The sequence below is a fragment of the Methylomusa anaerophila genome, from assembly GCF_003966895.1.
Taxonomy (GTDB): Bacteria; Bacillota; Negativicutes; order Sporomusales; family Sporomusaceae; genus Methylomusa; species Methylomusa anaerophila.
Genome location: NZ_AP018449.1, coordinates 4,349,421 through 4,375,824, shown reverse-complemented (window position 1 = coordinate 4,375,824; position 26,404 = coordinate 4,349,421). Strand labels below are relative to the sequence as shown.

At 44.6% G+C, this 26,404-nt stretch carries 25 protein-coding genes and 1 pseudogene; 17 read left to right on the top strand and 9 right to left on the bottom strand.

Annotated features, from left to right (window positions below; genetic code table 11):
* Positions 1 to 150: 150 nt before the first annotated feature.
* From MAMMFC1_RS20080 to MAMMFC1_RS20045, 9 genes are all read left to right on the top strand, one after another.
* Complete coding sequence (locus MAMMFC1_RS20080) at positions 151 to 576, top strand: hypothetical protein (protein WP_126310195.1); 426 nt, start codon at positions 151 to 153, stop codon at positions 574 to 576.
* A 212-nt stretch (positions 577 to 788) separates the two neighbouring features.
* The gene (locus tag MAMMFC1_RS20075; RefSeq protein WP_232035576.1) at positions 789 to 1,427 is read left to right on the top strand and encodes a DUF6037 family protein; all 639 of its coding nucleotides are present in this window, start codon (positions 789 to 791) and stop codon (positions 1,425 to 1,427) included.
* Between the two features lie 60 nt (positions 1,428 to 1,487).
* On the top strand, positions 1,488 to 2,501 hold the full coding sequence (locus MAMMFC1_RS20070; RefSeq protein ID WP_126310194.1) for an O-acetyl-ADP-ribose deacetylase: 1,014 nt from the start codon (positions 1,488 to 1,490) through the stop codon (positions 2,499 to 2,501).
* A 105-nt stretch (positions 2,502 to 2,606) separates the two neighbouring features.
* Positions 2,607 to 3,260, top strand: a complete 654-nt coding sequence (locus MAMMFC1_RS20065) for a vWA domain-containing protein (protein ID WP_126310193.1) — start codon at positions 2,607 to 2,609, stop codon at positions 3,258 to 3,260.
* A gap of 186 nt (positions 3,261 to 3,446) precedes the next feature.
* Positions 3,447 to 4,034: a bifunctional (p)ppGpp synthetase/guanosine-3',5'-bis(diphosphate) 3'-pyrophosphohydrolase gene (locus MAMMFC1_RS20060; RefSeq protein ID WP_197723854.1), complete on the top strand. Its 588-nt coding sequence runs from the start codon at positions 3,447 to 3,449 to the stop codon at positions 4,032 to 4,034.
* A 205-nt stretch (positions 4,035 to 4,239) separates the two neighbouring features.
* A complete protein-coding gene (locus MAMMFC1_RS20055) occupies positions 4,240 to 5,358 on the top strand; it encodes a hypothetical protein (RefSeq protein ID WP_126310192.1) in 1,119 nt (372 codons plus the stop codon).
* A 404-nt stretch (positions 5,359 to 5,762) separates the two neighbouring features.
* A complete protein-coding gene (locus MAMMFC1_RS23000) occupies positions 5,763 to 5,897 on the top strand; it encodes a LuxR C-terminal-related transcriptional regulator (protein ID WP_408631221.1) in 135 nt (44 codons plus the stop codon).
* 256 nt (positions 5,898 to 6,153) lie between these two features.
* Positions 6,154 to 6,429, top strand: a complete 276-nt coding sequence (locus MAMMFC1_RS22510; protein WP_232035575.1) for a DDE-type integrase/transposase/recombinase — start codon at positions 6,154 to 6,156, stop codon at positions 6,427 to 6,429.
* Positions 6,426 to 6,956: an ATP-binding protein gene (locus MAMMFC1_RS20045; RefSeq protein ID WP_197724018.1), complete on the top strand. Its 531-nt coding sequence runs from the start codon at positions 6,426 to 6,428 to the stop codon at positions 6,954 to 6,956. The genes MAMMFC1_RS22510 and MAMMFC1_RS20045 overlap by 4 nt, the downstream gene beginning before the upstream one ends.
* A 353-nt stretch (positions 6,957 to 7,309) precedes the next feature.
* Here the strand turns inward: MAMMFC1_RS20045 and MAMMFC1_RS20040 are convergent.
* The 8 genes and pseudogenes from MAMMFC1_RS20040 to MAMMFC1_RS20005 all read right to left on the bottom strand — a co-directional run bounded on the left by MAMMFC1_RS20040 (position 7,310) and on the right by MAMMFC1_RS20005 (position 17,086).
* Positions 7,310 to 10,430: pseudogene (locus MAMMFC1_RS20040) on the bottom strand (efflux RND transporter permease subunit).
* Positions 10,427 to 11,545, bottom strand: a complete 1,119-nt coding sequence (locus MAMMFC1_RS20035) for an efflux RND transporter periplasmic adaptor subunit (RefSeq protein ID WP_126310191.1) — start codon at positions 11,543 to 11,545, stop codon at positions 10,427 to 10,429. The pseudogene MAMMFC1_RS20040 and the gene MAMMFC1_RS20035 overlap by 4 nt, the downstream one beginning before the upstream one ends.
* Before the next feature lie 47 nt (positions 11,546 to 11,592).
* Positions 11,593 to 12,162 carry a TetR/AcrR family transcriptional regulator gene (locus MAMMFC1_RS20030; RefSeq protein ID WP_126310190.1) on the bottom strand — a complete coding sequence of 190 codons (570 nt, stop codon included), beginning with the start codon at positions 12,160 to 12,162 and terminating at the stop codon, positions 11,593 to 11,595.
* A 325-nt stretch (positions 12,163 to 12,487) separates the two neighbouring features.
* A complete protein-coding gene (locus MAMMFC1_RS20025) occupies positions 12,488 to 13,123 on the bottom strand; it encodes a TetR/AcrR family transcriptional regulator (protein WP_126310189.1) in 636 nt (211 codons plus the stop codon).
* Positions 13,124 to 13,466: 343 nt separating this feature from the next.
* The gene (locus MAMMFC1_RS20020) at positions 13,467 to 13,793 is read right to left on the bottom strand and encodes a DMT family transporter (protein ID WP_126310188.1); all 327 of its coding nucleotides are present in this window, start codon (positions 13,791 to 13,793) and stop codon (positions 13,467 to 13,469) included.
* A 179-nt stretch (positions 13,794 to 13,972) separates the two neighbouring features.
* Positions 13,973 to 15,289: a PepSY-associated TM helix domain-containing protein gene (locus MAMMFC1_RS20015; protein ID WP_126310187.1), complete on the bottom strand. Its 1,317-nt coding sequence runs from the start codon at positions 15,287 to 15,289 to the stop codon at positions 13,973 to 13,975.
* Positions 15,286 to 16,497, bottom strand: coding sequence for an MFS transporter (locus MAMMFC1_RS20010; RefSeq protein WP_158618825.1), 1,212 nt, complete (start codon positions 16,495 to 16,497; stop codon positions 15,286 to 15,288). Before MAMMFC1_RS20010 ends, MAMMFC1_RS20015 begins: the two co-directional genes overlap by 4 nt.
* Before the next feature lie 19 nt (positions 16,498 to 16,516).
* Positions 16,517 to 17,086, bottom strand: a complete 570-nt coding sequence (locus MAMMFC1_RS20005; RefSeq protein ID WP_126310185.1) for a TetR/AcrR family transcriptional regulator — start codon at positions 17,084 to 17,086, stop codon at positions 16,517 to 16,519.
* A gap of 789 nt (positions 17,087 to 17,875) precedes the next feature.
* Here MAMMFC1_RS20005 and MAMMFC1_RS20000 point away from each other — a divergent pair.
* Positions 17,876 to 18,628, top strand: a complete 753-nt coding sequence (locus tag MAMMFC1_RS20000) for a DUF169 domain-containing protein (RefSeq protein WP_126310184.1) — start codon at positions 17,876 to 17,878, stop codon at positions 18,626 to 18,628.
* 40 nt (positions 18,629 to 18,668) lie between these two features.
* The gene (gene dmpI, locus MAMMFC1_RS19995) at positions 18,669 to 18,860 is read left to right on the top strand and encodes a 4-oxalocrotonate tautomerase DmpI (RefSeq protein WP_126310183.1); all 192 of its coding nucleotides are present in this window, start codon (positions 18,669 to 18,671) and stop codon (positions 18,858 to 18,860) included.
* A gap of 365 nt (positions 18,861 to 19,225) precedes the next feature.
* Here the strand turns inward: dmpI and MAMMFC1_RS22505 are convergent, their stop codons facing one another.
* A complete protein-coding gene (locus MAMMFC1_RS22505) occupies positions 19,226 to 19,624 on the bottom strand; it encodes a hypothetical protein (RefSeq protein ID WP_232035573.1) in 399 nt (132 codons plus the stop codon).
* A 121-nt stretch (positions 19,625 to 19,745) separates the two neighbouring features.
* Between MAMMFC1_RS22505 and MAMMFC1_RS19985 the strand changes: the two genes are divergently transcribed.
* From MAMMFC1_RS19985 to nadC, 6 genes are all read left to right on the top strand, one after another.
* Positions 19,746 to 20,342, top strand: a complete 597-nt coding sequence (locus MAMMFC1_RS19985) for a LysE family translocator (protein WP_126310182.1) — start codon at positions 19,746 to 19,748, stop codon at positions 20,340 to 20,342.
* A gap of 5 nt (positions 20,343 to 20,347) precedes the next feature.
* Positions 20,348 to 21,127 (top strand): AraC family transcriptional regulator, encoded by a 780-nt coding sequence (locus MAMMFC1_RS19980; protein WP_126310181.1) that lies wholly within the window; start codon positions 20,348 to 20,350, stop codon positions 21,125 to 21,127.
* Positions 21,128 to 21,502: 375 nt separating this feature from the next.
* Positions 21,503 to 21,910 carry a DUF2000 domain-containing protein gene (locus tag MAMMFC1_RS19975; RefSeq protein ID WP_126310180.1) on the top strand — a complete coding sequence of 136 codons (408 nt, stop codon included), beginning with the start codon at positions 21,503 to 21,505 and terminating at the stop codon, positions 21,908 to 21,910.
* 829 nt (positions 21,911 to 22,739) lie between these two features.
* A complete protein-coding gene (gene nadA, locus MAMMFC1_RS19970) occupies positions 22,740 to 23,645 on the top strand; it encodes a quinolinate synthase NadA (protein WP_126310179.1) in 906 nt (301 codons plus the stop codon).
* Positions 23,645 to 25,225: an L-aspartate oxidase gene (gene nadB, locus MAMMFC1_RS19965; protein WP_126310178.1), complete on the top strand. Its 1,581-nt coding sequence runs from the start codon at positions 23,645 to 23,647 to the stop codon at positions 25,223 to 25,225. Before nadA ends, nadB begins: the two co-directional genes overlap by 1 nt.
* The gene (gene nadC / locus MAMMFC1_RS19960; protein ID WP_232035572.1) at positions 25,216 to 26,052 is read left to right on the top strand and encodes a carboxylating nicotinate-nucleotide diphosphorylase; all 837 of its coding nucleotides are present in this window, start codon (positions 25,216 to 25,218) and stop codon (positions 26,050 to 26,052) included. The genes nadB and nadC overlap by 10 nt, the downstream gene beginning before the upstream one ends.
* Positions 26,053 to 26,404 lie beyond the last annotated feature (352 nt).

Below are 26,404 nucleotides of genomic sequence, written 5' to 3'. Positions count from 1 at the left end.
ACGCGTTTTCGCTTTCCCGGGACGATGATTATGCGCAAGATGATATGCAGCAGTACCTGCACTCCATCAGAACCTCAGATTCGCAAGTATGACTATGTATTCAATGGAAGGCTGAGAATAAGCGTTCGTCAGGGGAGATATTTCAGAGACATGGATAAAGTCAATGTGGAATCAAGGTTGGGAGAAATCCTAATCGAACTCTATGAGGAAGCTGAAGCGGTTCGCCTTGACCGAGAAGCTAGAGAGGAAGCGGCTCGTAAACAGGCAGAAGCAGAACGCCGGAAGGAAGAACGGAGAAAAAGATATAATATAGAAGTTGAGCGGACAATGGCATTGGAAAATGAAGCACTTGACTATGAGACTGCGTGTAGAATCCGAGCTTATGTCAAAGCGGTCGCGACTTCCTGTGGTTCAGACGAAATAGATGATGAAACAGCGGCTTGGATTGAATGGGCAATGAAGAAAGCTGACTGGTTTGATCCAATAGTGGCCAGAGATGATGAGTTTTTTGGTGAACGGGAGCATGAAAAAAGCTTGGGCGAGAAGGGGATTAAAAAAATTGGACAATATTGGTGATTGGGCCGGTTATATTAAAGTTAGACTGTGTTGATATTATGGAGGAAGCTACGAAAGACTATTATGTTTCATATTAGTGTTAATCAAGGCAGAGAACGATTAAATTCAGTAGGTCTACACGATACGGCTGTCAGAGGCACGGAGGTGGTTACACTCAAGTGTCATTATCCGTCCATCGGACATGATGCAAACGAGAATAAGAAAGGTATTTTTTGGCAATCAGCAATATATTTGGCAATCTAAAACTTTTAAAAAAAGATATGGAGGATAAAGGATGGTGGATCGATTCTTTTCTGTTTAACTATAACCAACAAGTTTATATAGTATTAATTAAATTGTATACAGAGAATGAAGAGAAACCTGATTATGCTCTTTTAAAAATAGAATTCTTAAAGCGGGAAAATCATGATGATAGTCTGCTAGTTCCAGCAAATTCACTAAAACTTTTTGTTGATGCTAAAACTCTAAGAGAATATTTTAATATTCAGTACAGCGAAAATCTCGGAGATATTCTTCAACAATTTAACAAGCATTTTGCATCATTTATTCCGACAGAAGTTATTGATAATAAAACTGAAGTTCAAAAAAGAGCAATGACTAAATCATTAAGTATAAGTGATGCAGAAGACCCTGATAAAATTTATTGTTACAAAGTAAGAAGGAATCCTAATAAACCAGATGGGTCTTTATGTCAAAGAAGTAAATTCAACGATAATAAAACTAAAATTTTACGGCCAACTTTATATCAAAGGCTCAAAGATGAGACAAATTTAAGTTTTTGTTTTTCTAAAAATCAAAGTGAAGAGAATTCAGATGAAACAATAATTTATAATTGGACAAAGAATAAATAAAATGGGGTAATTTCATTAGCGGTGGCCGCCTAGCTTGAAATAGAAAGTGGAGGGGAACTTATGCCACTTGAAATAATACGTAATGATATAACGAAAGTCTATGCTGATGCTATTGTCAATGCGGCAAATTCATCCTTGCTTGGTGGCGGAGGGGTTGATGGAGCAATACATCGAGCCGCAGGACCGGAATTGCTTGCAGAGTGCCGCACCCTTGGTGGGTGCCAAGTTGGACAAGCCAAGATAACAAAAGGATATAAGCTGCCTGCAAAGTATGTAATACACACTGTAGGGCCGGTTTGGCACGGTGGTAAAAATCACGAAGAAAAACTGCTGGCTGATTGTTATATGAACTCACTTGCATTGGCCAGAGAACATAATTTTGAGAGTATTGCCTTTCCACTGATCTCCTCCGGTACTTTTGGGTATCCCAAGGATAAAGCATTGAAAGTAGCGATTTCTGTAATTGGCGACTTCCTTCTGGACAATGAAATGACGGTCTATCTGGTAGTGTTTGACAAGGCGTCTTTTGCGCTGTCCGAAAAATTATTTTCATCAATTGCGCAATACATTGACGATAATTATATAGAAGAACATCCGGTCGCTAGCTACAACAGGCTTAAAGAAAGGCGTCTGCTGAAAGAATATTGTCTAGAAGAGCCTTGGCTTTCGTCTATCGAAGCACCTGCGCCCGTAGCAAAGCGCAAACGTAGTCTTGATGATGTAGTAAAGCAGATGGATGAAACTTTCTCCCAGATGCTATTGCGCTTGATTGACGAAAGGGGCATGACAGATGCGGAAACCTATAAAAAGGCGAATATTGACCGAAAGCTGTTTTCAAAAATCCGGAATGACTTATATTACAAACCGAGCAAACCTACCGCCATTGCCTTTGCGATAGCACTCAGTCTGAATCTTGATGAAACCAGGGATTTGCTGCTCAAGGCCGGCTTTGCCCTTTCCAATAGCAGCAAGTTCGATGTTATCATTCAGTACTTTATTGAAGATGGCAAATACAATATTTTCGAAATTAACGAAACCTTGTTTGCCTTTGACCAAAACCTGCTGGGGAATTAGCACGATTGCCAAGTCTAGGCAATTTGTCGCTTGCCATGCGACCAATCTGCAGATCCAAAATGTTATCCTCAAATCACGATAAATGATGATTTGGAGGATAACGATATGAAAAAAGGTTTGACTGAACTGGTATTTATTCTTGACAGAAGCGGATCGATGAGTGGGCTTGAAAGCGACACTATCGGCGGCTATAACGCCATGTTGGAGAAACAAAAAAAGGAGCCCGGAGAGGCTGTCATAACCACAGTTTTGTTTGATGACAAGTACGAATTGCTGCATGACCGCATTAACCTACGGGGCATTGCACCCATAACGGACAAGGAGTATTATGTGCGCGGTAATACTGCGTTGCTGGACGCAGTGGGTAAAACAATCAACAAGATAGGAAATGTCCAGAAACACACTGCCGAAGAGGAATGCGCTGAGCATGTGATGTTTGTGATTACTACTGACGGCATGGAAAACGCGAGCCGTGAATTCAGCTATGAAAAAGTGCGCGAAATGATTGAACATCAAAAAAGCAAGTACGGGTGGGAGTTTATCTTTCTTGGTGCAAACATTGACGCTGTTGCTACCGCAGAGCGTTTTGGGATTAGTAAAGACAGGGCGACAAATTATAATGCAGACAGTGAGGGAACATTGTTAAACTATGCCGTAGTAAGCGAAACAGTAAGTTGCTTGCGAGCCAGCCGCCCCATAACAGAGAATTGGAAAGACCGCATAGAAGAGGACTTCAAAAAGCGCGGGGGCAGGAGATAAATATTATTGGCGCTATCATTGTAGATATAGTAGGATGATACGGTGATGATTCTAGCAATAGCAGCAGGGTTATTAATGGCGGCGTTACAAAATTCATGTTGCAGACGTAGGGATTATTTTGAAAGAAGTAGAACAAGCATATGGAAGAGATTATAATCTCTGGTAAGAATGACTGGAGGATTTAACATGTTAAATAAAGCCATAAAAATAGCGACTACCGCACATGACGGGCAATTTGATAAAGCTGGGGCACCATACATATTTCATCCTCTTAGGGTGATGATGGCAGGCAAGAGTGAAATTGAATGTATATGTGGGGTTCTGCACGATACCATTGAAGATAGTGACATTACTTTGGAGTTTCTGCAAAAAGAAGGTTTCTCGGAAGAAGTACTGGCGGTTTTAGATTGCTTAACAAAACGTTATGGAGAAAACTACGATGATTTTATCAGCAGAATTCTTGAAAATAAAACCGCATGTTTAGTCAAGCTTGCTGATTTACATGACAATATGGATTTGTCAAGGATTAGTGATCCTACCGATGAAGACAAGGCTCGAATTGAAAAGTATAGCAGAGCCGTTGAAAGAATATATGATGTTTTGCCGATGAGCTCTGGATTAAAAGGCGAGCGGATTATAAAAGTTGATGGGTGCATAACTATCCAGCCGTTTATGACACATGATGATTTTTGGCATAGGTTTATTCGCTTTGTAGAACATCAGGGATGGTATTTTATGGGTGTTACCGATGACGTAACAGATGAGGAAGAATAGAATTCCGGCATAGGCTACCAAATAAATATATGTTTTTTACATATGCGCTATTATCGGACTTTTTAATCCCTTAAGAAAAGAATAGTGATATTGAAGGCATCATTTTTACACTGGTGGACACAAAAGAAGTATATGTTTTAATACTTGCATAGCTAAATCAGAATCCGAGATAATAGTCGATGAGTGCCTAAACAAGGAGCGTATTATGAAAAAGAGAAAGAAAACGCGAAAAGTATCCTCTAAACCAGACGAGTATTTTCAGCTGGGGCCAATTGAAATGGCTAGGTTTGGAAATGTAATTTCTTTGAGGAGTAATATGACAGAAGCTGGTCATAAAGAATTATTGAATAAATTAGTTCAAAGTCATGAACAAAAAAAGAATGAGATAGATGAATTGATAGTTGAAATAAGGGGATTGGTATCAAACTGTTACCCCTTAAGTTTATTATGTTATGCATACCAAAATTTCTTCCTATCTATAATTAATAATACGTCCGAAGTTCAATTATCACATGAGGATGTTCTTGCTGGACGTGAATTAGAGTATATATTAAGCGTTATCGCATCAACGCAAATTGAGAAATTATCTGAGCATGAAAACGATCCAACTGAAGCTTTTTTATTGATTTCAGAAAAGATTCATAAACTATATAGTTTAGTTCAACAATATTTCATATATTTCATAGCGAACAAAAGAGCAAACGCTGGTATTGACGAAGAACTGGCAGAGTTTATTTTTGAAGCACAACTTTCACGCTTTTATAGAGGAGAACGTTATTCAATATATGAAATTGATCATTTGAAAGAATTTTGTTCACCGCATAACGATGTTTTTATGAAATTATTTAATGTTAGTATCAATGACTTTTTGGATGGGTTGAATAAGATAAGACTATCCTTGACTGTTGGAATTAGAGAAGCGCTTTCTTGTTTAGAGAAAGCAATGACAGAGTATGAAAGGATTATCTCAGAAAGGAGAGAAGACGATAATTCAATCTTCAAAATACTAGAAGAAAATCAAGACCTTAAAGACTATGCTGATAAAGGTATGGGCATGCTCTTTGGGAATGATTTATTTAATCTTTCTAAACTAACAAGCTGGCCATTGGATTTTTTGAAAAAATTATCTTGGACCATTGGTGAGTGCGATTGTTTTTTTGGTCGACCTCTTTATACTGGATGGCCGACAGTTGAGATGCCAATATCAAAAAAGCCTTTTATATGCATCAATGGCCAGTATTACTGCTTTGACTACTATAATTTATTTGATAATATTTATCGAACTCTTGAAAAACTAATAATGACAGAAGAACCAAGTTACTGAGCGATATGGTCGGAAAAGCAGAAAACGGCTACTGAAAACGCTGTTGCAAATTTATTTCAAGGCTTCAAGGGGTGTGGGAAAAGATGGTATATGTTTCCTGAGACGTGGTTAGAAAACATTAGGTTTTTGAGGTTACCGTTTTACGTATTAAACACTATGAAAACCGACTCGGAAGGATAGAAGTGGAAAGAGCTTATGAACCCTTGATCTATAAGGTTCCATAGGCCTTTTTTACACAGTATGAATAATCCGGAGCTGATTACCCCACCTGTCCGGTCACTGGAAACCGTCATTCCGGTTTAAAAGGAACCAACCATCCGGTGTTGGAAACCGTTTAAATATATTTCCTTATAATGTAACCATGCACCAAATGGTGTAAATACATTATAAGGAGGTCATGATCTATGACCAAGTATCGTGAAATCCTTAGGCTACCTAGCTTAGGATTCAGTCAGCAGAACATTGCATACAGTTGCAGTGTCTCTAAGAAGACGGTGAACATCGTCCTGAAAAAGGCAAAAGAGAAAAATATCTCTTAGCCACTTGATGACAGCCAGACAGATGAAGTGCTTGCCGGGATTCTGTTTCCGGCAAAAGGCAAGTATTCAGACACATTCACAAAGCGGATGCCTGACTTCGCCTACATTCGCAAGGAGCTTCTCCGCAATGGTGTAAGCAAAAAACTCCTGTGGACGGAATACATGGGAAGACTGTCGCCAGTCAGGCGAAGCTCCCCTTATGTATTCACAATTCTGCTATTATATCCAACAAGATGAGCAGAAACGCCGTGCAACCATGCATATCAACCGTAAGCCTGGAGAACAGGTTGAGGTCGACTGGGCTGGCGACCCGGCACAAATCATTGATCCGGATACTGGTGAAATCATTAATGCCTACCTCTTTGTCGGTGTAATGACTTACAGCCAGTATGCCTTTGTCGAAGCATTCATTAATGAGAAACAGCGGGCATGGATTACAGCCCACGTTCACATGTATGAATTCTTCGGCGGTGTGGCTAAGATTCTGGTGCCGGACAACTGTAAAACTGCCGTGATACATAACGGTGGCTGAACAGGTCGCTGATTCAGAGATTGTCAACTTGCGAATATATCTCGGAACACCGGAATTTATTCATTACCGGAGCAACAGGCAGGGGGAAGAGCTACATGGCTTGTGCCTTTGGAATGGAAGCCTGCAAGCAGTATCTTAATACCAAGTATGTGCGTCTCCCGGAGTTGCTCATTGATCTTGAGATGGCCAGGGGTGAGGGTACCTACAAAAAGGTCATGGCAAAGTATGCGAACCCAGTTCTACTCATTATTGATGAATGGCTTCTGCTGAAACCATCGGAGAATGAGCAAAAGGATATCTTTGAATTGCTTCATAGAAGACGCAGGAAATCCTCTACCATCTTCTGCTCCCAATACCGTCCTGATGGATGGTATGAGCAGCTTGGCGGTGATGCGAGTCCTCTGGCTGATGCCATTCTGGATCGTATTGCGCATGATGCCTACAGAATCAACATTGAAAGCATTGATCCTGCAAAGGATGTATCCATGCGTGAGGTGTATGGACTGGATAAGTCACAAAGCGAATAAGCTCGCACAAAGCGGTTTCCCAGTTCCGGACACTCGGTTTCCGTTTTTCCGGAACTGCGTCGATGGAGTAACTTGAGGGGCACGAAAGTGCTTCAGCATAGGGCCTTCTACCAGAAAATTAATACTTATTCGTATGATAATGCAAAGAGGTTTAAAGAACTATATAGGATGAGTAAACACATATGAAAACAGTAAACCAAGACTTGATTTGAGTTCAGGCTTGGTTTACTGCTTTTCACAGCAAGACCAGGAGCAACCGCTATTGAAGGAAGGCAGCGTGCCCGGCAGTTTGAGGGCCCGGACGATCAGAGAAAGAAGTGACGGAAGTGGTGGCCAGGGGCCTTAGGCGACGTTTATTGATTAATTGGCTTTCCGTCATCATTTAAGAGAATGTTTTTTGCGCCGGTATCCGGCTGTGCTTTATACCAGGTGGCATACATGACTGGTAATACCAGCAGTGTCAATAGGGTTGCTCCCAGCAGGCCACCACCGATAGCAACCGCCATTGGGCCCCAAAAAACACTAAATACCAGCGGAATCATGGCTAAGATAGCGGCTGCGGCTGTTAGCATAATGGGGCGGAAGCGGCTGATCGTCGAATTCACAATGGCGTCCCACAGCGAGTCACCGGCTGCCAGATGTTGTTCAATCTGGTCCGCCAGGATTACCGAGTTGCGCATAATGATACCGGACAGTGCCAGAATGCCCAACTGGACCACAAAACCCATGGGACTTCCTGTAAGCAAGAGACTGACGGATACACCGATAATGCCAAGGGGAGCTGTTAAGAGGGTTAGCAGCATTTTCGGTATGTTTTGCAGTTGCATCATAAGCAGAATCATAATGATGAGCATCACGGCCGGAATGGGTTCTGCCAGGAATTTTCCACTTTTAATACTGTTTTCCGTTGCACCGTCAAACTCGATGCGATAGCCTGCAGGCAGACTGCTGCTCAGTTCCTGGAGACTGTCGTAAACTTGGGTGGTCACGTCAGTGCCGGTCAAACCGGACGCGGGATTCAGTTCCGCCTGCACAATAATCATGGGCAGCAGATCGCGACGGTAAATTAAGCCTTCCTCGGCGTCATAACGGATGGTGGCGATTTGGTCAAGCGGAACATATTTGCCGTTGCCAATGTGGATGTTGAGGTCTTTTATGCGTTCAGGGTTATTCCGGTCCTGCTCAGCAAACCGGAAGACCATACTGACGGTTTTATCACGTTCACGGAATTCGGCAATGGTTGCTCCGGACAACTGGGCCTGGAGCGAGGCAGACAGTTGCTGAGAACTGATGCCCAAGGCTCTTGCTTTCGCCTGGTCAATCTCCAGATGCATAACTTTGCTTTTTTCGCTCCAGTTGAGGTTTACATTTTGAGTAGCCGGATGGGCAGTCATGATTGTGCGGATTTGTTCGGCAATTTCGCGGACCCGTTCATGGTCAGGGCCTTTGACACGCAGCATCACCGCATAATCGGCTGACGGTCCACCGAATAATACCTTGACATGCCCCTGAACGCTGGTAAATTCCGTGTTTAATAGCTGTTCCGCTTTTTGGGCCAGTTCATTACGGGCTTTGACATCTTTGGCCACCACAATAAATTCAGCGAAATTCGATTTATGGAACGTCGGTTCAAAACTTAGCACAAACCGGGGGGCTCCTTCACCCACGTGATAGGTGTAATAGGAAATATTAGGATCGCCGTTCAGTTTTTCAGCAAACTGGCGAGCTACTTCCTCTGCGTTGGTCAGGGATGCTCCTTCCTGTAATTTGAGCTGGATGATTACTTCTGGACGGTTGGAGGCAGGGAAGAATTCTTGTCTGACTAATCCCAGGAGAAAAATGGACCCGATGAATATGGCGGCAGTAGCAGGTTAGTACCGTTTTGCGGTGATGCATGCACCACTGTAAAATGAGTTTGAAGCGGCGATAAAACGGGGTATCATAGAGTTTATGGTGTTCATGGCTTTCGCTGGCCGATTGACCAGTGGGTTTTAGTTTGATAAGCAGATAGCCGAGCAGTGGCGTAACCGCTCCTGCAACCAGCCAGGAAGAAATGAGTGCAAAGAATACGACCCAAAAGAGAGTGCTGCAAAACTCGGAGGCAGACCCTTTGGAAAAAGCGATGGGGATAAACCCGGCGCAGGTAACCAACGCGCCGGTCAAGCGGGGATAGGCTGTGGAGGTATAGGAAAAACAAGCAGCGTCAAACCGGTTCCAGCCTTGCTCCAGCTTGACGATCATCATTTCAATGGTAATAATGGCATCGTCGACTAACAGACCCAGCGCGATAATGAGAGCGCCCAGAGAGATGCTCTGCAGGTCGATGCCCGTCAGGTACATCAAAGTAAAGGTAATGGCAATGACCAGAGGAATGGTTAGGGCCACGACCACGCCGGACCGCATACCCAGGCTGGCAAAGCTTACTAATAAGACAATGACAATGGCTTCGGCCAGGGATTCAAGAAATTCATCAATGGATGATTCCACGACTTTTGGCTGATTGACAGTTTGATTCATTTCTAGCCCGGCCGGCAGCTCCTGTTTAATTTGCGCGATGGTGGCATCGAGTTTTTTACCCAGTGCCAGTATGTTGCCGCCGGGCTCCATCGCCAGGGAAATGCCAATGGCAGGCTGACTGTTAAAGAACATTTTCGGGTCGGCCGGCTCGGCATAGGCGCGAGTGACCTTGGCAATATCCCCTAGTCGGAAGGTGCGGCCATTGGCCTGAATGGGCGTAGCGCGGATGTCTTCCAGATTTTCGAACATACCGGTAATCCGTAAATACACATTGTCGGATGAGCTTTCCAGCATGCCGGCGGCGGCCATGGCATTTTGCGCCTGCAGAGTGGCCGTAATTGCGGTTGGGTCAATGCCTAACCGGGCCAGTTTGCTATTTTCTATTTCAATATAAATTTTTTCGGTTTGTACCCCCAAGAGCTGGACTTTTCGCACACTGGGAATGCCCAGGAGAATACGGCGGATTTTTTCGGCTTTTTCCCGCATTTCTTCATAACTGTAGCCATCGCCGGTCAGAGTGTAAACTACACCGTATACTTCATCAAACCGGTCATTAAAGTTAGGCTCCAGAACGCCTGCGGGGAGGGAGCCCTTTACATCATTCACCATATTACGGGCTTCCAGCCATCTGGCCCGGATCTCCTTGGGGGGGACTTGCTCGTTGAGATTGACGTAAATCACCGTTTGCCCCGGTGCGGAGTAACTTTTTAGATAGTCAAGTCCGGGCAGGTCCTGCAGTTTTTTTTCGATTTTATCCGTAACCTGTTCTTCCATCTGGCGAGCGGTGGCTCCCGGCCAGGCAATGCTGACAACCATTTGTTTAATGGTAAAGTCAGGGTCTTCCATGCGTCCCAGATTCTGATAGGCGAAGAGGCCGGCCGCAAAGAAAATAAAGACAAGGAAATAGATGAATTGTTTATGATTTAGCGCCCAGGTAGTAAGGTTAAAATGGTTCATGGAGCATCACCGGTCGTTTTTACCCTCTGCCCTTCTTTCAATTTATGAACACCGGCGCTAACAATCTGATCATCAGGCTGCAACCCATCCAGTACCTGAATGGTGCCGTTGCCGAAGGAGCCGGTTTTGATGGGGCGCAGTGTAAGAATGTTATTGTTCACAACCCATACAGCGGGGGTATCCCCTGTCTGATACAGCGCAGCCAGCGGGATGGTAAACGAAGAGCGGGTATCGCCGCCGGCCAAGGCAACGGCGGCCGTCATGCCCAGCTTAATACTCGGTGGCGGATTGATTAGACTGATGCGCACTTTAAAGGTACGGGTGGTCTGGTCGGCCATGGGAGCGATTTCTCTCACTTTGCCGTCCAGTATCATATTCGGCAATGCCCAGAAGGTAACTTTGAGCTGTCCGGCAGTTTTGAGTTCCTCCAGTCGATTTTCAGGGACGTTGATGTCGATTTCCCGCTCACCGTCCTGGACAACGGTAATGACAGTCTGTCCGGCACTGACTACCTGGCCGGCTTCGGCGGCGATACTGGATATGACACCTGCTTTATCAGCCTTCAAGAGGCTGTAATCTAACTGGTTGGCGCCTTGTTCGTATTGGGCCGAGGCTTGCCGTACCCCGGCAACGGCTGCATCATAGGCATTCGCATACTGGTCATACTGGGCGCGGCTGACTGCGCCGTTGTCCAGTAATTGCCGGTAGCGTTTGAGGTTGCTTTCCGCTAACCGCAACTGCGACTCAGCGGAGTGTACCTGGGCGGAACTGCTGTTTACGGTTTGTTGAATGTCTTTGGCGTCAATCTGCATCAGCACCTCGTCGGCACTGACTACGCTGCCCAGTTCGACATTTCGCTTAATGATTTTGCCGGTGACCTGGAAGGCTAACTGGCTTTCATAGCGGCCGCGTACTTCACCGGCATAGGTGTAACCCTGTCCGGTGTTTGCCGCCTGGATGACATGTGTGCGGACAACGGTGAGGCTTTCGGGCTTTATTGTTGTTTTTGAGAAATGTGTTTTTGCCATGAACCCGGCAAGTATGCAGCCTATCGCTAGGGCGGTCAGGGCATAGTAGCGTTTTTTTCGGCTGAGCTTAAGTCGCATGTTGAACATAGAAACACTCCTTGTCGCATAAAATGCTGTTTCCCTTGAAATAGAATTTACGGTGCACGCCGGACGATGCCAAACAGAAAAATATCCACCAGTTCCGGCAGGCTGAGAGGCATTGCCTCACTGCACCAAGTCGATGCTTCCAGGAGAAAGGGTTCCTGGAGCATTCCGTCGACCATGCCTTGTAATAAGACAATATTAATGGGGCGCAGGCGGCCGCTGGTGATGTTTACCTGCAGTATATCGGCAATCTTTTGCCAATGGTTCTCACGGAACTGCCTTATTATAGCCCATTCTTCCGGGTAATGAAGCTTTAAGTCGAGCAGGGCTGTCTGGCTGAAAGAGGTGAGTGCTTTCTGGTATGTTGCAAACAAATACTGGAATTCGACCGCCAGAGAACGTTGAGGCGGTTTGGGGTTGGTTTGTCTGATACCGTCCAGTGTGAAACTGACAAGCTGCCTGATCAACTCCGGTTTGCTGCTGAAATATGGATACAGGCTACTGGGCGGGACAGACAGGCGAACTGCTAACCGGTCCAGAGTAAAGGCATCTCCATATTGATTGAATGCAGCCAAGGCTATAGTTAATATTTGTTGACGATCGAGAACAGGTTGTGACACGAACTATTCCTCCTTAGATAGAGTAGTAAGTAGTAGTAAGTCGGGCTAAGGGGAAGGCCAATATCCCGCTTCGGGCAAACCATGAGGCGGGCTATTTGACAATTGACGACTATCTATAATTTTTGTGAATAGTCGTCTTTGTTTCTAAAAATGTTGAGTGGCTTTTTATGCGTGAGTGCCAGGCTGGGACGCTGAAGGAAATAAGGGTTATGCTACATAAAATCAAGGTTTTGTTTGGGTTCATGCTCCCTACTCTTCTGTAAAATTGCAGGAATCGCCATGATTGACTCGGGTCAATCATGAGGTAAAAAAAGATGCATTGTTCTTACACGATTCTATAGCTGGTCAATGATATTTTTAATGCGCCTTCCTCGATTCCCAAGACTCGTTCCAATAGGGATTCGGCCATTTTTATTTTAGTGTCAACGACTTCAGGAGGTTCTTGAAAAAAAAGGGTTTCCCATATACAATGCAAGGTACTCCAGAAAAAAGCAATCGTTTCTTTCGGGCAAGTCACACGCATGGTTCCCTCCTGATTCCCCTGTTGAATTATGTCGGCGAGAAGCGGGTTAAAGACGTCTTCGACCAGGTTCTTCCAGGCTGTGTAATATAAGTTGAGTTGTTCTTCGTCCCATAGCCGTTTGAAAAGAATATTCAGCTGATTAGGAAGAAACAGGCATTCAATAAACAACTGCAGTTTGGGTAAGGCAGTTAGCTGACGGCTTTCCAACTCGAAGGAGGTGGCTATTTTGGTTGCCCAACCGTTGCAAATTGCTTCCAAGATAGCTTCTTTGGAAGGAAAATAGTGATAAAAGGTGCCTTTAGCGGCACCGGCTTTTTTGGTAATATCAATGATCATCGTTTTTTGATAACCGCCGGAACGAAATAGTCCCAGTGCTGCATCAATCAGTTCAGCCCGCCGGACTTCCGGTTCTTTAATAACTCTGGTAATGTTAAACACCCCTTAATTTGTTTATGACCATTATTGCTGGGATAAGAAAACGTATTTAGGTCCTAACGTAAAAACAGTTGACCGGGGTCAATTATGATTATAAAAAAATTCTGTACGTATTGTCAAGAAAATTTGGTATTCAGTTGAAGAGGTACGTTATTGACGTGTTTTTGGCCTGCATTAGTTCGGCATAATCTGGCTAATGCAAGCGAACCCCACGGCTTGGGCATGGGTTTAACTGACGAGCGTATCTGCGATTTCTCATAAAATTTTAAGGCATCGCCTGTTATAGAGAAAGTAACCAGCAGGGCAAGGGGTTGCTCAACTTTGTGATTATTCTTTTGTGAATATTTTAATGGCCCGGACCCTTTAAGTTGAGTAATACTACGCCGCCGATGATTAATGCTATCCCTATACCAGTGTAAATGTTGAAAGACTCTTTCCAAATCAAAATGGCAACCAATGCAGTCAAAACCGTTCCTAATCCCGACCAGATAGCATATGCGATGTTTAGTGAAATAACAGTCATGGCTTGGGAGATTGCATAAAATGAAGTTCCCATTCCTACTATAAAAGCAAGGCTGGGCACAAGCTTGGTAAAGCCTGTTGAGGCTTTAAGCATAGACGTGGAAAATACTTCGAGGGCAATTGCTATGCCTAATAAAACGTATCCGTTCATGGGGTATCCTCCTTAGTTAAAGAAATTAAATAGTTTCAAGCACAAATAAGTGTATTGCGAACGGTAGATGAAGACGGGCCAGCGGCTGCAGGGAGCGGAGCGGGTGGATGGTGCAACCGGATTTATATGCCGCCTATCCTTCTAAATAATTTATTATGCGTTATTTAGAGGCAGGATTATCATTTGCCGGCATTTTGATGAGCATACCGCCAGTAGCATATCACAGCAAGCAAGATGGCTAGTGCCACTGCGGATAGCCACTGCCAGATGCCTGGACCCAGCAGGGGAACAACCAGTGCGAATAGTGTTAGCGCTCCAAGAATAATCGGGATACTCCAAATCTGGTGAGGTGACTGGTGGGATGCAGTTGTAGAAACATGTTGGCGCTCGGGCAAATTGACTGTACGAGCATGGTGCTTCCGATGTTTCAGCAGCCAGGCATAAATACCGCTTACCAGCATGCCAATGGCGATGATATCCAGCAACGCCCAGAGTATTTTGAGAGGCAGAGTGTTGTAATTGTTAAGATGCAGCGGCCTGGCAATACCCAGTGCTTTGAGATACCATGGCGCTTCTGTTAACTCACCCGTGACGGTTTCGATGAGTATCGGCATACTGAGATAGGAGGTAAAATCGGTAGTCCCTTTAACCCAAATCAAATAATGCCTTGGGCTTCCAGACATTACGGAAGGGTATTCGATCATAAAAACCTTCCAGTCAGGCAGTGCATTTTGCACCCTATCGGCCGCCTGTTGAACCGAGGTTGTTTTTTCAGATTGCGGCTGGTTCTGATCAGCGACCAGTGACTGGTTATATATTGTCTTCTCCCAGCTTTTTTGCAGGGGACCGGACACCACCAGCAAGGCGCCGGTTAAGCTTACTACCACGGCCCACACGAGTGCAATTATACCTAACATTTTATGCCAGTCCAGCCAAACACGACGCGGCGGGCCAACGCGCACCTTGCCAAAAGCCTGGTTTTTCATAAACGGACCATAAAGTATTACGCCTGAGGCCAAAGCGCCCAAAAACAAAAGGCACATGAAGCCCAGCAGAAATTCTCCGCTTTGACCGGCGAAGAGATTGCAGTGCAAACCGCGCATGAGATCCATAAACGTCATGCCGCGTTGATTAGAGGGTTCGTCTTCCTCCAGCATCTGAGCAGTGCGGTTATCAAAGGTAAGCCAGTGACCCCGCCGGGCGTCTACGGCGGTCATTTGGACGTAGACCAGTGGTTCGTCGTCGGCAAAACGAATAGATTGGATGGAGTGACCTGGGTATATCTTATAGCTAATAGCAGCAATTGTGTCTAAGCTCACCGGCGGTGTATCGGCCGGAAGAATTGCCATTTTCTGAATACCCGTATTTGACGCTGTTTCTTCCGTTTCAAAAATCAATGGCAGTCCAGTGAGGCAAAGCAAGAGAACAAAGACAGCGCAGACGAGGCTTGTGCATTTATGAATTTGGTACCACACTTTAATGGTTCTGCTGTTCATTGTTTACCCTTTCGGCAGAAATCTTGCCGCTTACCGAAAATTTGATACAGAAGCCAATAGAGGATGAGAAACAAGATCGACGATATATACATGAGTGAATAACCGGACATCGCCGCTATGGCTCCCAGCAAAATAGTTCCTAACCCAATTCCTAAATCAAAAGAATTTAAAAAAGTGCCCATTGCGTGTTCGCGCCGATCCACCGGCACAACGTTGATGCACCAGGCTTGTAAGGCAGGAAATGCGGCCCCCATACCGGTTCCATAGAAAGCGGCGGTGATAATGAGGGCAGTCGTGGTCGAAGCCATAGCCAGCAAAAAAGTGCCGATACTACAAAGAATGGCAGAAGCGCCGATCAGAATTCCCGGTCCTTTACGATCAAATATCTGCCCCGCGGCAATGCGTACAAGTAATACTGCTATAGCATTCACAAAAAAGAAATAGGCAACATTGGGGATTCCAGCTTCCCGGGCATGTAAGGCAATAAAAGACAGGATGCCCCCGAATGGCATGCCAAATAATAAGGCTAGGCCAGACTGCAGAAATACGCGTTTTTCTATGAATAGTTCAAGCAGCGAATTCTTTTTCTGGATTTCCTGCTGGAAAGGTTTTGTTTCTTCTTCGGTTATCAGGGGACTAGCGACTGCCAAAGTAATGAAAACGGCAAATAGCAAGATAAGTGTGCCAACTCCGAAGACGCTGCCAAAACCATGCTGATCCATGAGCCAGATACCCAGAAAAGGCCCGACTGAGATACCGATGGTTTCGCCTACCCCGAAATAACCAAGCCCTTCGCCGCGCCGTCTTGACGGGATGAAGGCAGCAGCAAAGGTCGCGTAGAGAGTGGTGGCCACGCCAAATCCTAAGCCATGAAGCAGGCGGATAGCAAATGTGCCCAGACTGGAGGTGCTCCAATAATAACAGGCGGTAGCCAGCATGCAACCTGTAACTCCTAAAACGAGCAGGTTTTTTTTATTAATGGCAGGCCCCAAATTGCCGGTTATCACGCGGATAAATATCGCTGAGAATGTAAAAGATCCCATAATAAGACCGACTTGTGAACTGATTCCGCCATTCTTGGCTATGAATACCGGCAATGTCGGCATTAACATATCAAAAACCATAAATAGCAATAAATTAGATAAGGCTAAAATAATAAAGTCTTTGTTCCATAAACTTTGCCTCACTGCATTATTAGTATCGTGCATAGTAATCAGCCTTCTTTGGTTACTTTTTTTTGATAATCCCATGCCAATAAATGTCCCAGAATATGCGGAGGGAATTATCGAAGTCCTTTGGAGTCTCAAAAATGAGTTGTATCAGTAAGCCGTCCAATAATGTAATGAAAGAAGCTGGCCCCTCATCCGGATTGATGCGTAAATCTGGTTCTTCCCGAAATTTCGGTTTTAATGAATTCTTTAAATGGGTAAGAAACAAGTGATAATTTTGCAAAAAATGGTTCTGTAGATGGGCAGGGGGAATAAAGGTTAATAAGAACATGAAACCGTTGTTGTCATTGTCAAGATAGCGGCTTTTATATTCAAGCAATAAAGAATATAGCGTATCCTTTAAGGGCAAAGTTGCATTTCTGTCGAAAAAATACTGCAAAAAATTGATTTCTTCTTCAATTACTATTTTGTTGACTTGTAAGAATAAATCATCTTTGTCCTTGAAGTGGAAATAGAGCGACTGCTTTTTCATGCCAGACTCTTGGGCAATATGAGACAGTTTTGTTCCTTCATAGCCGAATTTTAGAAAATGCTGAATCGCTATTTTTACTAAGTTGCGTTCGGACATAAAGCCTCCCCAACAATTAAATCACCTGACTGCGGTCAGGTGATTTAATCTTATCATAAATAAAATAATATATCAATTTAAGAAAAAATGTTGCCCCCTTAAGGAGCGGCCCAATATTTTAGGGGGTACACGGCAGGACCTTTTTCTCACTGGGAGGTACTAAGACGGCAGCGGAACCAGACGATACCAGTTTATTAGACAGCTTACTATGAGCAGCCACCAAAACCGTGTGGCCGCATATCATAAATCCATTTTGTATTCATGGTCAAGTAAGGTTCGTCCGGCCTCGTGGCCAAAACCACGTCGCGCCGCACCCGTGCGACGGGCCTGTTGGCAGCAAGGACACGGCGGAATGACTGGCAGGAAAAAGACTACCCTCAATTTCAAGGCGACACAGAATCGATACCAACTGTGTGCTCATTTGGTATTTTTTTTCTTGACATTAGACATAATAATTTTGTAAAATTGAATTGACCTGGGTCAATGATGTGTTGCTACTAAATATTTCAGCTTCTCTTTATCTTTAGTAGCAAGGGAAATCAGGGAGAACCCATGCGGGTGGTCTACCCGAAAGAAACTATTGCTTTCTTCTATTGTATGAGGAAGGCGCATTCAAAATATCATTGACCCGCTATAGAGTTGTGTAAGAACTATGCATCTTTTTTTACCCTATGATTGACCGGGGTCAATATGCCGGTTTTTACAATTTCACAAAAAGGAGGTGGGATGAACTCAAACAAATGTTTGATTCGTAGAAAATCTGTCAACTAAAAAAGGAGGCAATCCATTATGCAGAGTGAAATTGCGCAGAGGCTAAAACTCAAGTATCCCCCTATAGCTATTTTATTTACCAACGAGAAACCTGAAGGTGCTCTGGAATTTAAGGAAGGGCGCTGGGGTTGTGTTGCTGCCATGTTAACAGCGGCTGCCAAGGGGCGCCGGGTCGTTTTTAGCCGTAAGACTTTTGGCTGTGAAGGTGGCGGAATCGGCTTAGGACTGTTAAAGCAGTTTTCGGAGGGATTCGAGTATTTTCTGTCTACAGGAAAAGAGGGATTACCCCCGGTAGAGGGAATACCCGAGCCAGAGGCTTTCAAAAAGAATCCTGAACTGGCAAGAGACTGGATGGGGTCACTTCCGCTTGTTAGCATACCGGAGCAATACGTTGTATTTACATCGCTAACAGAAGTAGATGCTGCCGAAGAAGAACCGAAATTGGTTGTGTTTTACGCCAATCCTGACCAATTGACTGCGCTCATTGTTTTAGCCAATTATGGTCGTCCTGGCTATGATAATGTTATTGCACCTTTTGCGTCAGGTTGTATGAGTGCCTGTTTGCTGGCCTGGGATGAGGTATCCAAGGAACGCCCACGGGCTGTGATAGGCATGACGGATATTTCGGCACGTCCTCATATCGACGCCGATTTACTGTCGTTCAGTATGCCGTATGCCATGTTTCAAGAGATGGAAGGCAATGTGCCAGGCAGTTTTCTTGATAAGCATGAATGGAAGAAAATCGCTGAGCGCATTCAGCGCAATAACTAATGTATTTTATAAATGGCAATAGAAAAAAGGAGATGATCTTATGCCTATTATTACAATAGAAGGTCCGCAAATAAGTAAGGATCAGAAGCGGAAACTTGTTGGAGAAATTACTAAAACTGCTAGTGGTATTATCCAACTTCCAGAAGAATGTTTCACAGTCCTAATTAAAGAGAGTGACCATGATAATGTGGGCGTTGGCGGAATTTTGTTATCCGATAAAGAATCCCATTAGCTCCAAACATCTCCTCATAATTGAGAAGCTCTAAAAGAGCATTGCTCTGGTGGAGCTTCTTTCTTGATTAAAGGAACTTTCTTTATAACTGGGCACTTCAACGATCTGGGGATCTGGGTATAAAAGGAGTAAAACCTGACGATTTGTATTCCGGGGTGGGACTACTGAGCGGTTTATCCCCGGTACATCCTAATACAATTGGAGCGGCAGCTAAGCATATTGAGCAAGAATATGATTCATTGGATGTATTAATCAATAATGTGGGCGTTTCTTTAGACAAAGGTTTACCTCCTAGTCAATTGGAGTTGTCAATATTGAAAGAAACATTTGAGAATAATTTTTTTTGCATGTTTTCAGTGAAAGAGTCAAGGGACGGTTCTGTGACTCATACTAAACAGAGCGAAACGACGTAGTGTACCTACGACAACGCCGGCAATGTCATCGAAGAGAGAAGACACCTGGACGAACAGGACGAAACCAGCGCCAACGGCCGGGTCTTCAGCCTCCGCTTTGCCTACGACAAGCAAAACCGGCTCACCGAAGTCAAAAACAACACCGGCGCGGTCATCGAATACGGCTACAACTGCCTCAACCAGCGAACCTATGAAAAGCGGAAAATCAACGACAACACCCATCAGCTCCTGCGCTACCGCTACGACGCGGCCGGCCGGCTGGTGGAAATCGAACAACGGGCCGACCGGGAAGTAGAGAGCCACTAAAGCGAGATTATATTTAACGCCTGTTGCCAGGAAGGTAGCGGGCATTTTTCATAAGTGCATTTTGCCGGACTGATATTGATTAATTTGCAGCCTTGCAATAATATACTATCTGCATCTATTTTTCTTGATGTATAATTTATGATATTAACTTCCGAGGAGCTTATACATGAATATTACATCTTTTTTAATATACTGCGTTATTGTAACATTTACACCTGGACCTACCAATATTGTTATATTGTCTACGGTGCAGGGGTTTGGAATAAAAAAAGCTATGGGATACTCGTATGGAGCAACAATTGCCTTTGGGGCCTTACTTGCCATCTCTGCCATATTAAATACCATGCTTGTGGCCGTAATACCGAAAATATTGATTGTAATGCAGATAATAGGAACCCTTTATATTTTGTATTTAGCATATCAGATATACAAAATGGATACATCAGGGTCAACTGAAAAACAAGTTACAACGTTTAGGTCGGGATTTATCATGCAGTTTGTAAATCCCAAGGTAGTGTTGTTTACAATGACGGTAATCCCCAGTTTTGTTATGCCATACTATACTGACCCCCGTTTATTAGCAATATTTGTTGCGATTATTACTGCTATTGGCTTTTTAGCATTTGTCACTTGGGTGCTTTTCGGGGCGATTTTCAAGGAAATCTTGATGAAGTATCAAAAACTGGTTAATGTAAGTATGTCACTTTTTCTGATATATTCTGCTATAATGGGCTCAGGATTGGTTGAGCTTATTGGGAGATGACGGACATGGAAAGATTCATATATAAAAAATCATCAGATATCACTGCGTTATCAGCTAGTTTTACAGATTTCACATATAAGAAGCATTGTCATGAGGAATATGCATTAGGTGTGACCCTGCGTGGCATTCAAGAGTATAATTTAGATGGCAGTTTCCATGCGTCATATGAGAATGGGGTTATGCTTTTCAATCCTGAACAGATACATGATGGTAGGGCACATGATAGTTCAGGTCTTGATTATGTTATGCTATATATTGAACCGAGACTGTTTTTGGATATACTAGGAAAAAAGGATATGGTTCGTTTTGCATCTCCAGTTGTCTATAATCAGGCTCTTAGGAATAGTATCTTAAATCTTTCAAATGCAATTCAGAGTGAAGAAGATGAAGTCTTGTGTAGTGAACTGCTCCTATCCCTCGTAGACAACTTTAATCCAACTAATATTTTTATAGATTATTATAAAAGAGATAATAATCTAATTCATAAAGCAAAGGAAATGATTTATTCTAAATTAGATGATGTAATGAGTCTTGATGAAATATGCAAAGAGCTTTCTATCTCAAAGTACCAGTTTATCAGGTTATTTAAAGCTAATGTCGGAATTTCACCATATCAGTATTTTATATTTTGCAAGGTAAATCGTGCTAAGCAGTTACTAGAAAAAAACAAAGATATTTACTCGGCTGTAGCAGAATGTGGATTTGTTGACTTATCTCACTTAAATAAGCATTTTAAAAGAATCTATGGAATAACAGCGTTTGAATATAAGTCACATTTGAATTAGAGAGTATTTAAACTTGTAAGAAAATTGGGTAATATGGCGGAATCAAAAAGTGGTTTTTCCCCCGCAAACTTCTGATTTTGCAAACCGTGTAACCTTCTTCGATGAGGAGACGCAATCGCCAAATTTTGCGAGCTTGCTGTCCGATTCGCGCCAAATGGAAAGATGAATCGCTGCAATAATGTACTATGCTGCTTCTACTATCTGAGTTGTAAGATAGCGCGGGCGCGAAAAATCATCGAAAAGACACGAGATGTCTATTCGACGGTTGTGACGTGCGGTTTTGTCGATCACTCACCTAAGTCGACAGTTTAAAAGCGTTTATAGCGTTACAGCCAACGAATACTTGAAGCTGATACCTAGAGGAGAGGGTTATTGATGAGGTTTGACAATAAAATTGTAGCAATACTGCGGGAAGACCTTTTGATGTGGCAGAAGCTTAATGTAACTGCGTTTATCATGAGTGGGATCGGCGGACGGCAGGATGTACTCGGCGAACCATACGTGGACGGCACCGGCAATACTTATCTGCCGATGTCGAAACAGCCAATCATGATATACGCTGCAAATGGCGAACAATTAAAAGAATTACTGCTGAAAGCGCTGAACAAAGAAGTAAATATGGCAATTTATACCGAAGAACTGTTCAATACATACAATGACGCTGACAACCGGGCAAAGGTTGCCGAGTTTGATACCAACAACCTTAATTTGGTGGGTATCGGAATGGTAGGCAAAAAAAATCATGTCGACCGCTTGACTAAAGGGTTAAGTCTGCATGAGTAAAAATAGCTGTTGGCTTTGAAAAGGGCCGGCGGTTACAACCGTTTTATAAAAAAGCCACAAGCAAAAAAGAAAGGTGGCGGGGTATGCTGAGGAGTAAATTTTTTCGACGGATGTACCAAACTCAGTGGAGTCGAACCTTTCTGCAAAATTCCAATTTCGCGTATCAGTATCATGTTTCTATCAAATAACATGTGGAGTGTTGTGTTCTAATGAAAAGAAAACACAGCCCATGAAACCAGGAAGTATCTGGGTTCATAGGATGTGGGAAAATATGGTATATATTCCTGGACGTAAGGAGAAAACACCAAAGCTTTTGGGCTTGGTGTTTTTTTTTAGCCAGCGTCTTTAGGCGCTGGCTGGTAACTGCCCCTTATAGGGGCGAGCAAACCACCCGTTAGACGGGTGGTGCTGATTCATCGCCAATATCTCCTTTTAGTTAGAAAATGAAACTACTCAATTTTAATTTCCTCGTTCTCCAAATAATTTTATATACCTGCAAACAGTGTTAAACGTCTGATGAGAAAGCCTTGCGTAAATACAACAGTCAGGATTTCCGCACCTTAGCGGGAGTCTGGCTTTGGTTACCTTCCCTGGACACTATTCTGTCACCGGTGTATAATTGTAATTGCAATTAACAAGACAATTGTAAAGACAGAACCGGATAAGAGCTTACAAAGGATAGTTGTATTTTTCACATATTCTCGCTGAACCCAGAAACACTATAAATGTTTGCAAGTATTTAGGTGTCCCCCGGCGATGGGAGGAAATTTTAGCTATTCACTGTGTTTTTACGGCTAATGAGATTAATGGGAGGAAGGAGTGAACCCTAATGAAGGATTTAAAGCCGGAAGTTCAGCGGCTCAAGAAGGAGCGTAATGCCGTCATCTTAGCTCATAACTACCAGTTGGATGAAGTCCAGGAAGTAGCTGACTATGTCGGAGATTCATTCTATCTAAGTAAGACGGCTGCCAATACCAATAGCGATGTTATCGTGTTTTGCGGTGTTCACTTTATGGCGGAAACAGCCAAAATATTGTCACCGGATAAAACAGTGTTATTACCGGAGAAAGATGCCGGTTGTCCGCTGGCGGACATGATTACCGCTGGCGGCCTGCGAGAGCTTAAGGCCAGATATCCTGGTGTACCGGTGGTATGCTATGTGAATTCACCGGCTGAGGTGAAGGCCGAAAGCGATGTATGCTGTACATCGGCAAATGCAGTGAAGGTTGTCTCCTCACTGCCTGACAACAAAGTTATATTTGTGCCTGACGAGCATCTCGGCCACTGGGTGGCCGGACAAGTGCCGGATAAGCAACTTATTTTGTGGCAAGGGTGTTGTATAACTCATGCGAAAGTCAAACCGGCAGATGTGGCAACTGTCAGAGACAAATATCTGGGAGCAGTGGTTTTGGTACATCCGGAATGCGAGCCGGCGGTGGTTGAACTTGCCGACTTTGTGGGCAGTACTTCGGCGATTATTAGCTACGCCGGGAAGTCCGAGGCCAAAACCTTTATCATCGGCACCGAGATGGGCGTGCTATATAAGCTTAGAGCCGATAACCCGGATAAGCAGTTCTTTTTGCTGCATACCGGCTTGGTATGTCCTAACATGAAAAAAACCAGACTGGAAAGCGTATATGAAGCTTTAGTTCATTTCCAGCATGAAATTACGGTGGAAGAACGGCTTGCCACCGCAGCCAAGCGGGCGTTGACCAGGATGCTGGAGCTGGCGTGATGAAGAACAGGGAATATATTATAGCCGCCAAACTGGATGAATTGGACAGAAAAGCATTCGATGTCGTAATTATCGGCTCAGGCATTGCCGGGATGAGTGTGGCCTTGACATTGAATTCCCGGCTGCGAGTATTGCTGGTAAGCAAGACAGCAGTGACCGATTGCAGTACTTACAAAGCGCAAGGGGGTATGGCGGTGGCGGTCGGGGCTGACGACACCTGGGAAAGACATATGGCGGATACTCTCAAAGTTGGGCAGGGTTTATGCCGGCAAGATGCGGTTCAGGTTATGACTGAGGAGGGGCCTGCCGCTCTGGATTTTTTGGAATCATGGGGAGCGAAATTCAACCGCTCGTCAACCGGCGGTCTGTACCTGACCCGGGAAGCCGGGCATTCCTGTAATCGGATTATTCACTATTACGATTATACCGGGCGTCATATTGCCGAAACCATGGTGAGGGTACTCCACGGCAAGGAAAACATTGAGCGGCTGGACAAGGCTTATCTTCTTGATATCCTGACTACCGAAAATGGATATTGCTGTGGCTGTATTGTCTGGTATTCAGGGCGAATGGTAGTGCTTGAGGCTGCTGCCGTGGTGATTGCCACCGGCGGATACAGCGGGTTGTACGCCCGGTCTACCAATGCCGCTTCTGCCAGCGGTGACGGGATTGCCGCCGCCTATCGGGCGGGGGCGGTACTTGCCGATATGGAATTCGTTCAGTTTCATCCTACTGCTTTTACCACCCAGTCGGGTGAGGTGTTTTTACTGACTGAAGCGTTACGCGGCGAGGGGGCGGTATTGCGTAACAGTGAAGGTAATAGGTTTATGCTTGACTATCATGCCGATGGAGAACTGGCGCCCCGTGACACGGTGTCGCGGGCGATGCGCAGGGAGATGCGGCGGGAGCATGGCTCATACGTTTACCTGGATGCTACCAGCCTGGATAAAAACTATTTGTCCAGCCGGTTTAGACAGGTATATTCGACATTGGTGGACAATGATCTTAGGATGGAAACAGACTTGATTCCGGTTGCACCGGCGGCCCATTACACCATTGGCGGCGTGTGGACGGATTTGTGGGGACAAACATCCGTACCTCAGCTATATGCCTGCGGTGAAACGGCGGCAACAGGGGTGCATGGCGCCAACCGGCTGGCCAGCAATTCTTTGCTGGAGGGCATAGTTTTTGGCCGTAGAGCGGCTTTAGCCATTGATGGCGGGTTGTCCTCGCCCTTATTTCATCACAGCATTACGGGAATTGAGGCCGGCCGGAACGAATGTTGCGCCGATCTTGAGCTCTTAAGAGCGGCTTTGGATAGGGATGCCGGCGTTGTCCGGCGGGAGGAGGACATGGGCAGGCTGCTGGCGGCGCTGCCACAAAATTCCCGGCCGTTAAAAAATGTCGAAGCATTCCAAAGTTGTAATGCTTACCAATTGGCGAAATTAGTTTTGGAAGCGGCAATTTTGCGGCGGGAAAGCCGGGGGACTCATTATCGTTCCGACTATCCGGAAAGAGATGATATGCATTATCAAAAACATATTGAGCAACAATGGGAAAGGCAGGCGATATGGCGATGAATCAGCTGACTGTTGACGATATATTGCGTCGAGCGCTCCAGGAAGATATCGGCTTCGGGGACCTTACCAGCGAAGCCATTTTTGCCGAAGGACACTATTCCCGGGGGTATCTTTTGGCCAAAGAAGATTTGGTGCTGGCGGGAATGGAAGTATTTACCCGGGTTTTTGTGCTGCTGGATGACCGGATAAAAGTTTCATCCCGGTATGTAGATGGTGACCGGGTATCTGAAGGTGAGAAGTTTGCAGCTTTGGAAGGGCCGACCCGGGCTTTATTGATGGGAGAACGGGTGGCATTGAATTTTATGCAGCGCTTAGCCGGGATTGCGACTCAGACCAGCCGGTATGTTGCCGCGGCCAGGGGGTATGGGGCGATTATCACCGATACCCGCAAGACCACGCCGGGGTTAAGAATGCTGGAAAAATACGCCGTTGCCGTGGGTGGCGGCAGCAATCACCGTTTTGGTTTGGACTCAATGGTAATGATTAAAGACAACCACATCAAGGCGGCAGGCGGCATTTCCGCTGCGATAAACCAGATAAGGGAGCGAGTAAGTCCGTTTATTAAGATTGAGGTTGAGACGGAGACCTTAGAGCAGGTACGGGAGGCTGTAGCTGCCGGAGTGGATGTCATTATGCTGGACAACATGCCGATTGCCGTAATCAAGGAGGCTGTTGACATGATTCGCGGCCGGGCGCTGATTGAGGTTTCCGGCAACGTAACTCTGGAACGGATAGGCGACCTGGCTGCCGCCGGTGTGGACATCATCTCCAGCGGCGCATTGACTCACTCGGTAAAAGCGGCTGATATCAGCATGAAGCTGGAGTAATTTTTGTAAAATTTCGCAGGAAATAACGCCCCGAAAGAGAAAGTACTATAAACTTACCAATTGGCAAGTCGTGGTATTTTTTTTACAACTTTTATTCTTTTACCTTTAGTACTGGGATTAAAGCTAAATCACAGATAAGGAAAAAACAGCGAACGGAATTTAAAAAGAGCATATGATGTAAGGCCTTTCTCAGAAAAAGTATAGGAAAACTATACTTTTTTTTTATGGAAGACTATACTTTCGTCTAGTGTGGTTTTTCCTACATTCTGGTAAATTGTATACAGAAATACTAAAAACTCTGAGAAATCGAAGAAAGGGTAATCGTAAACCGGAAAGAAGTGACGGGTACGGC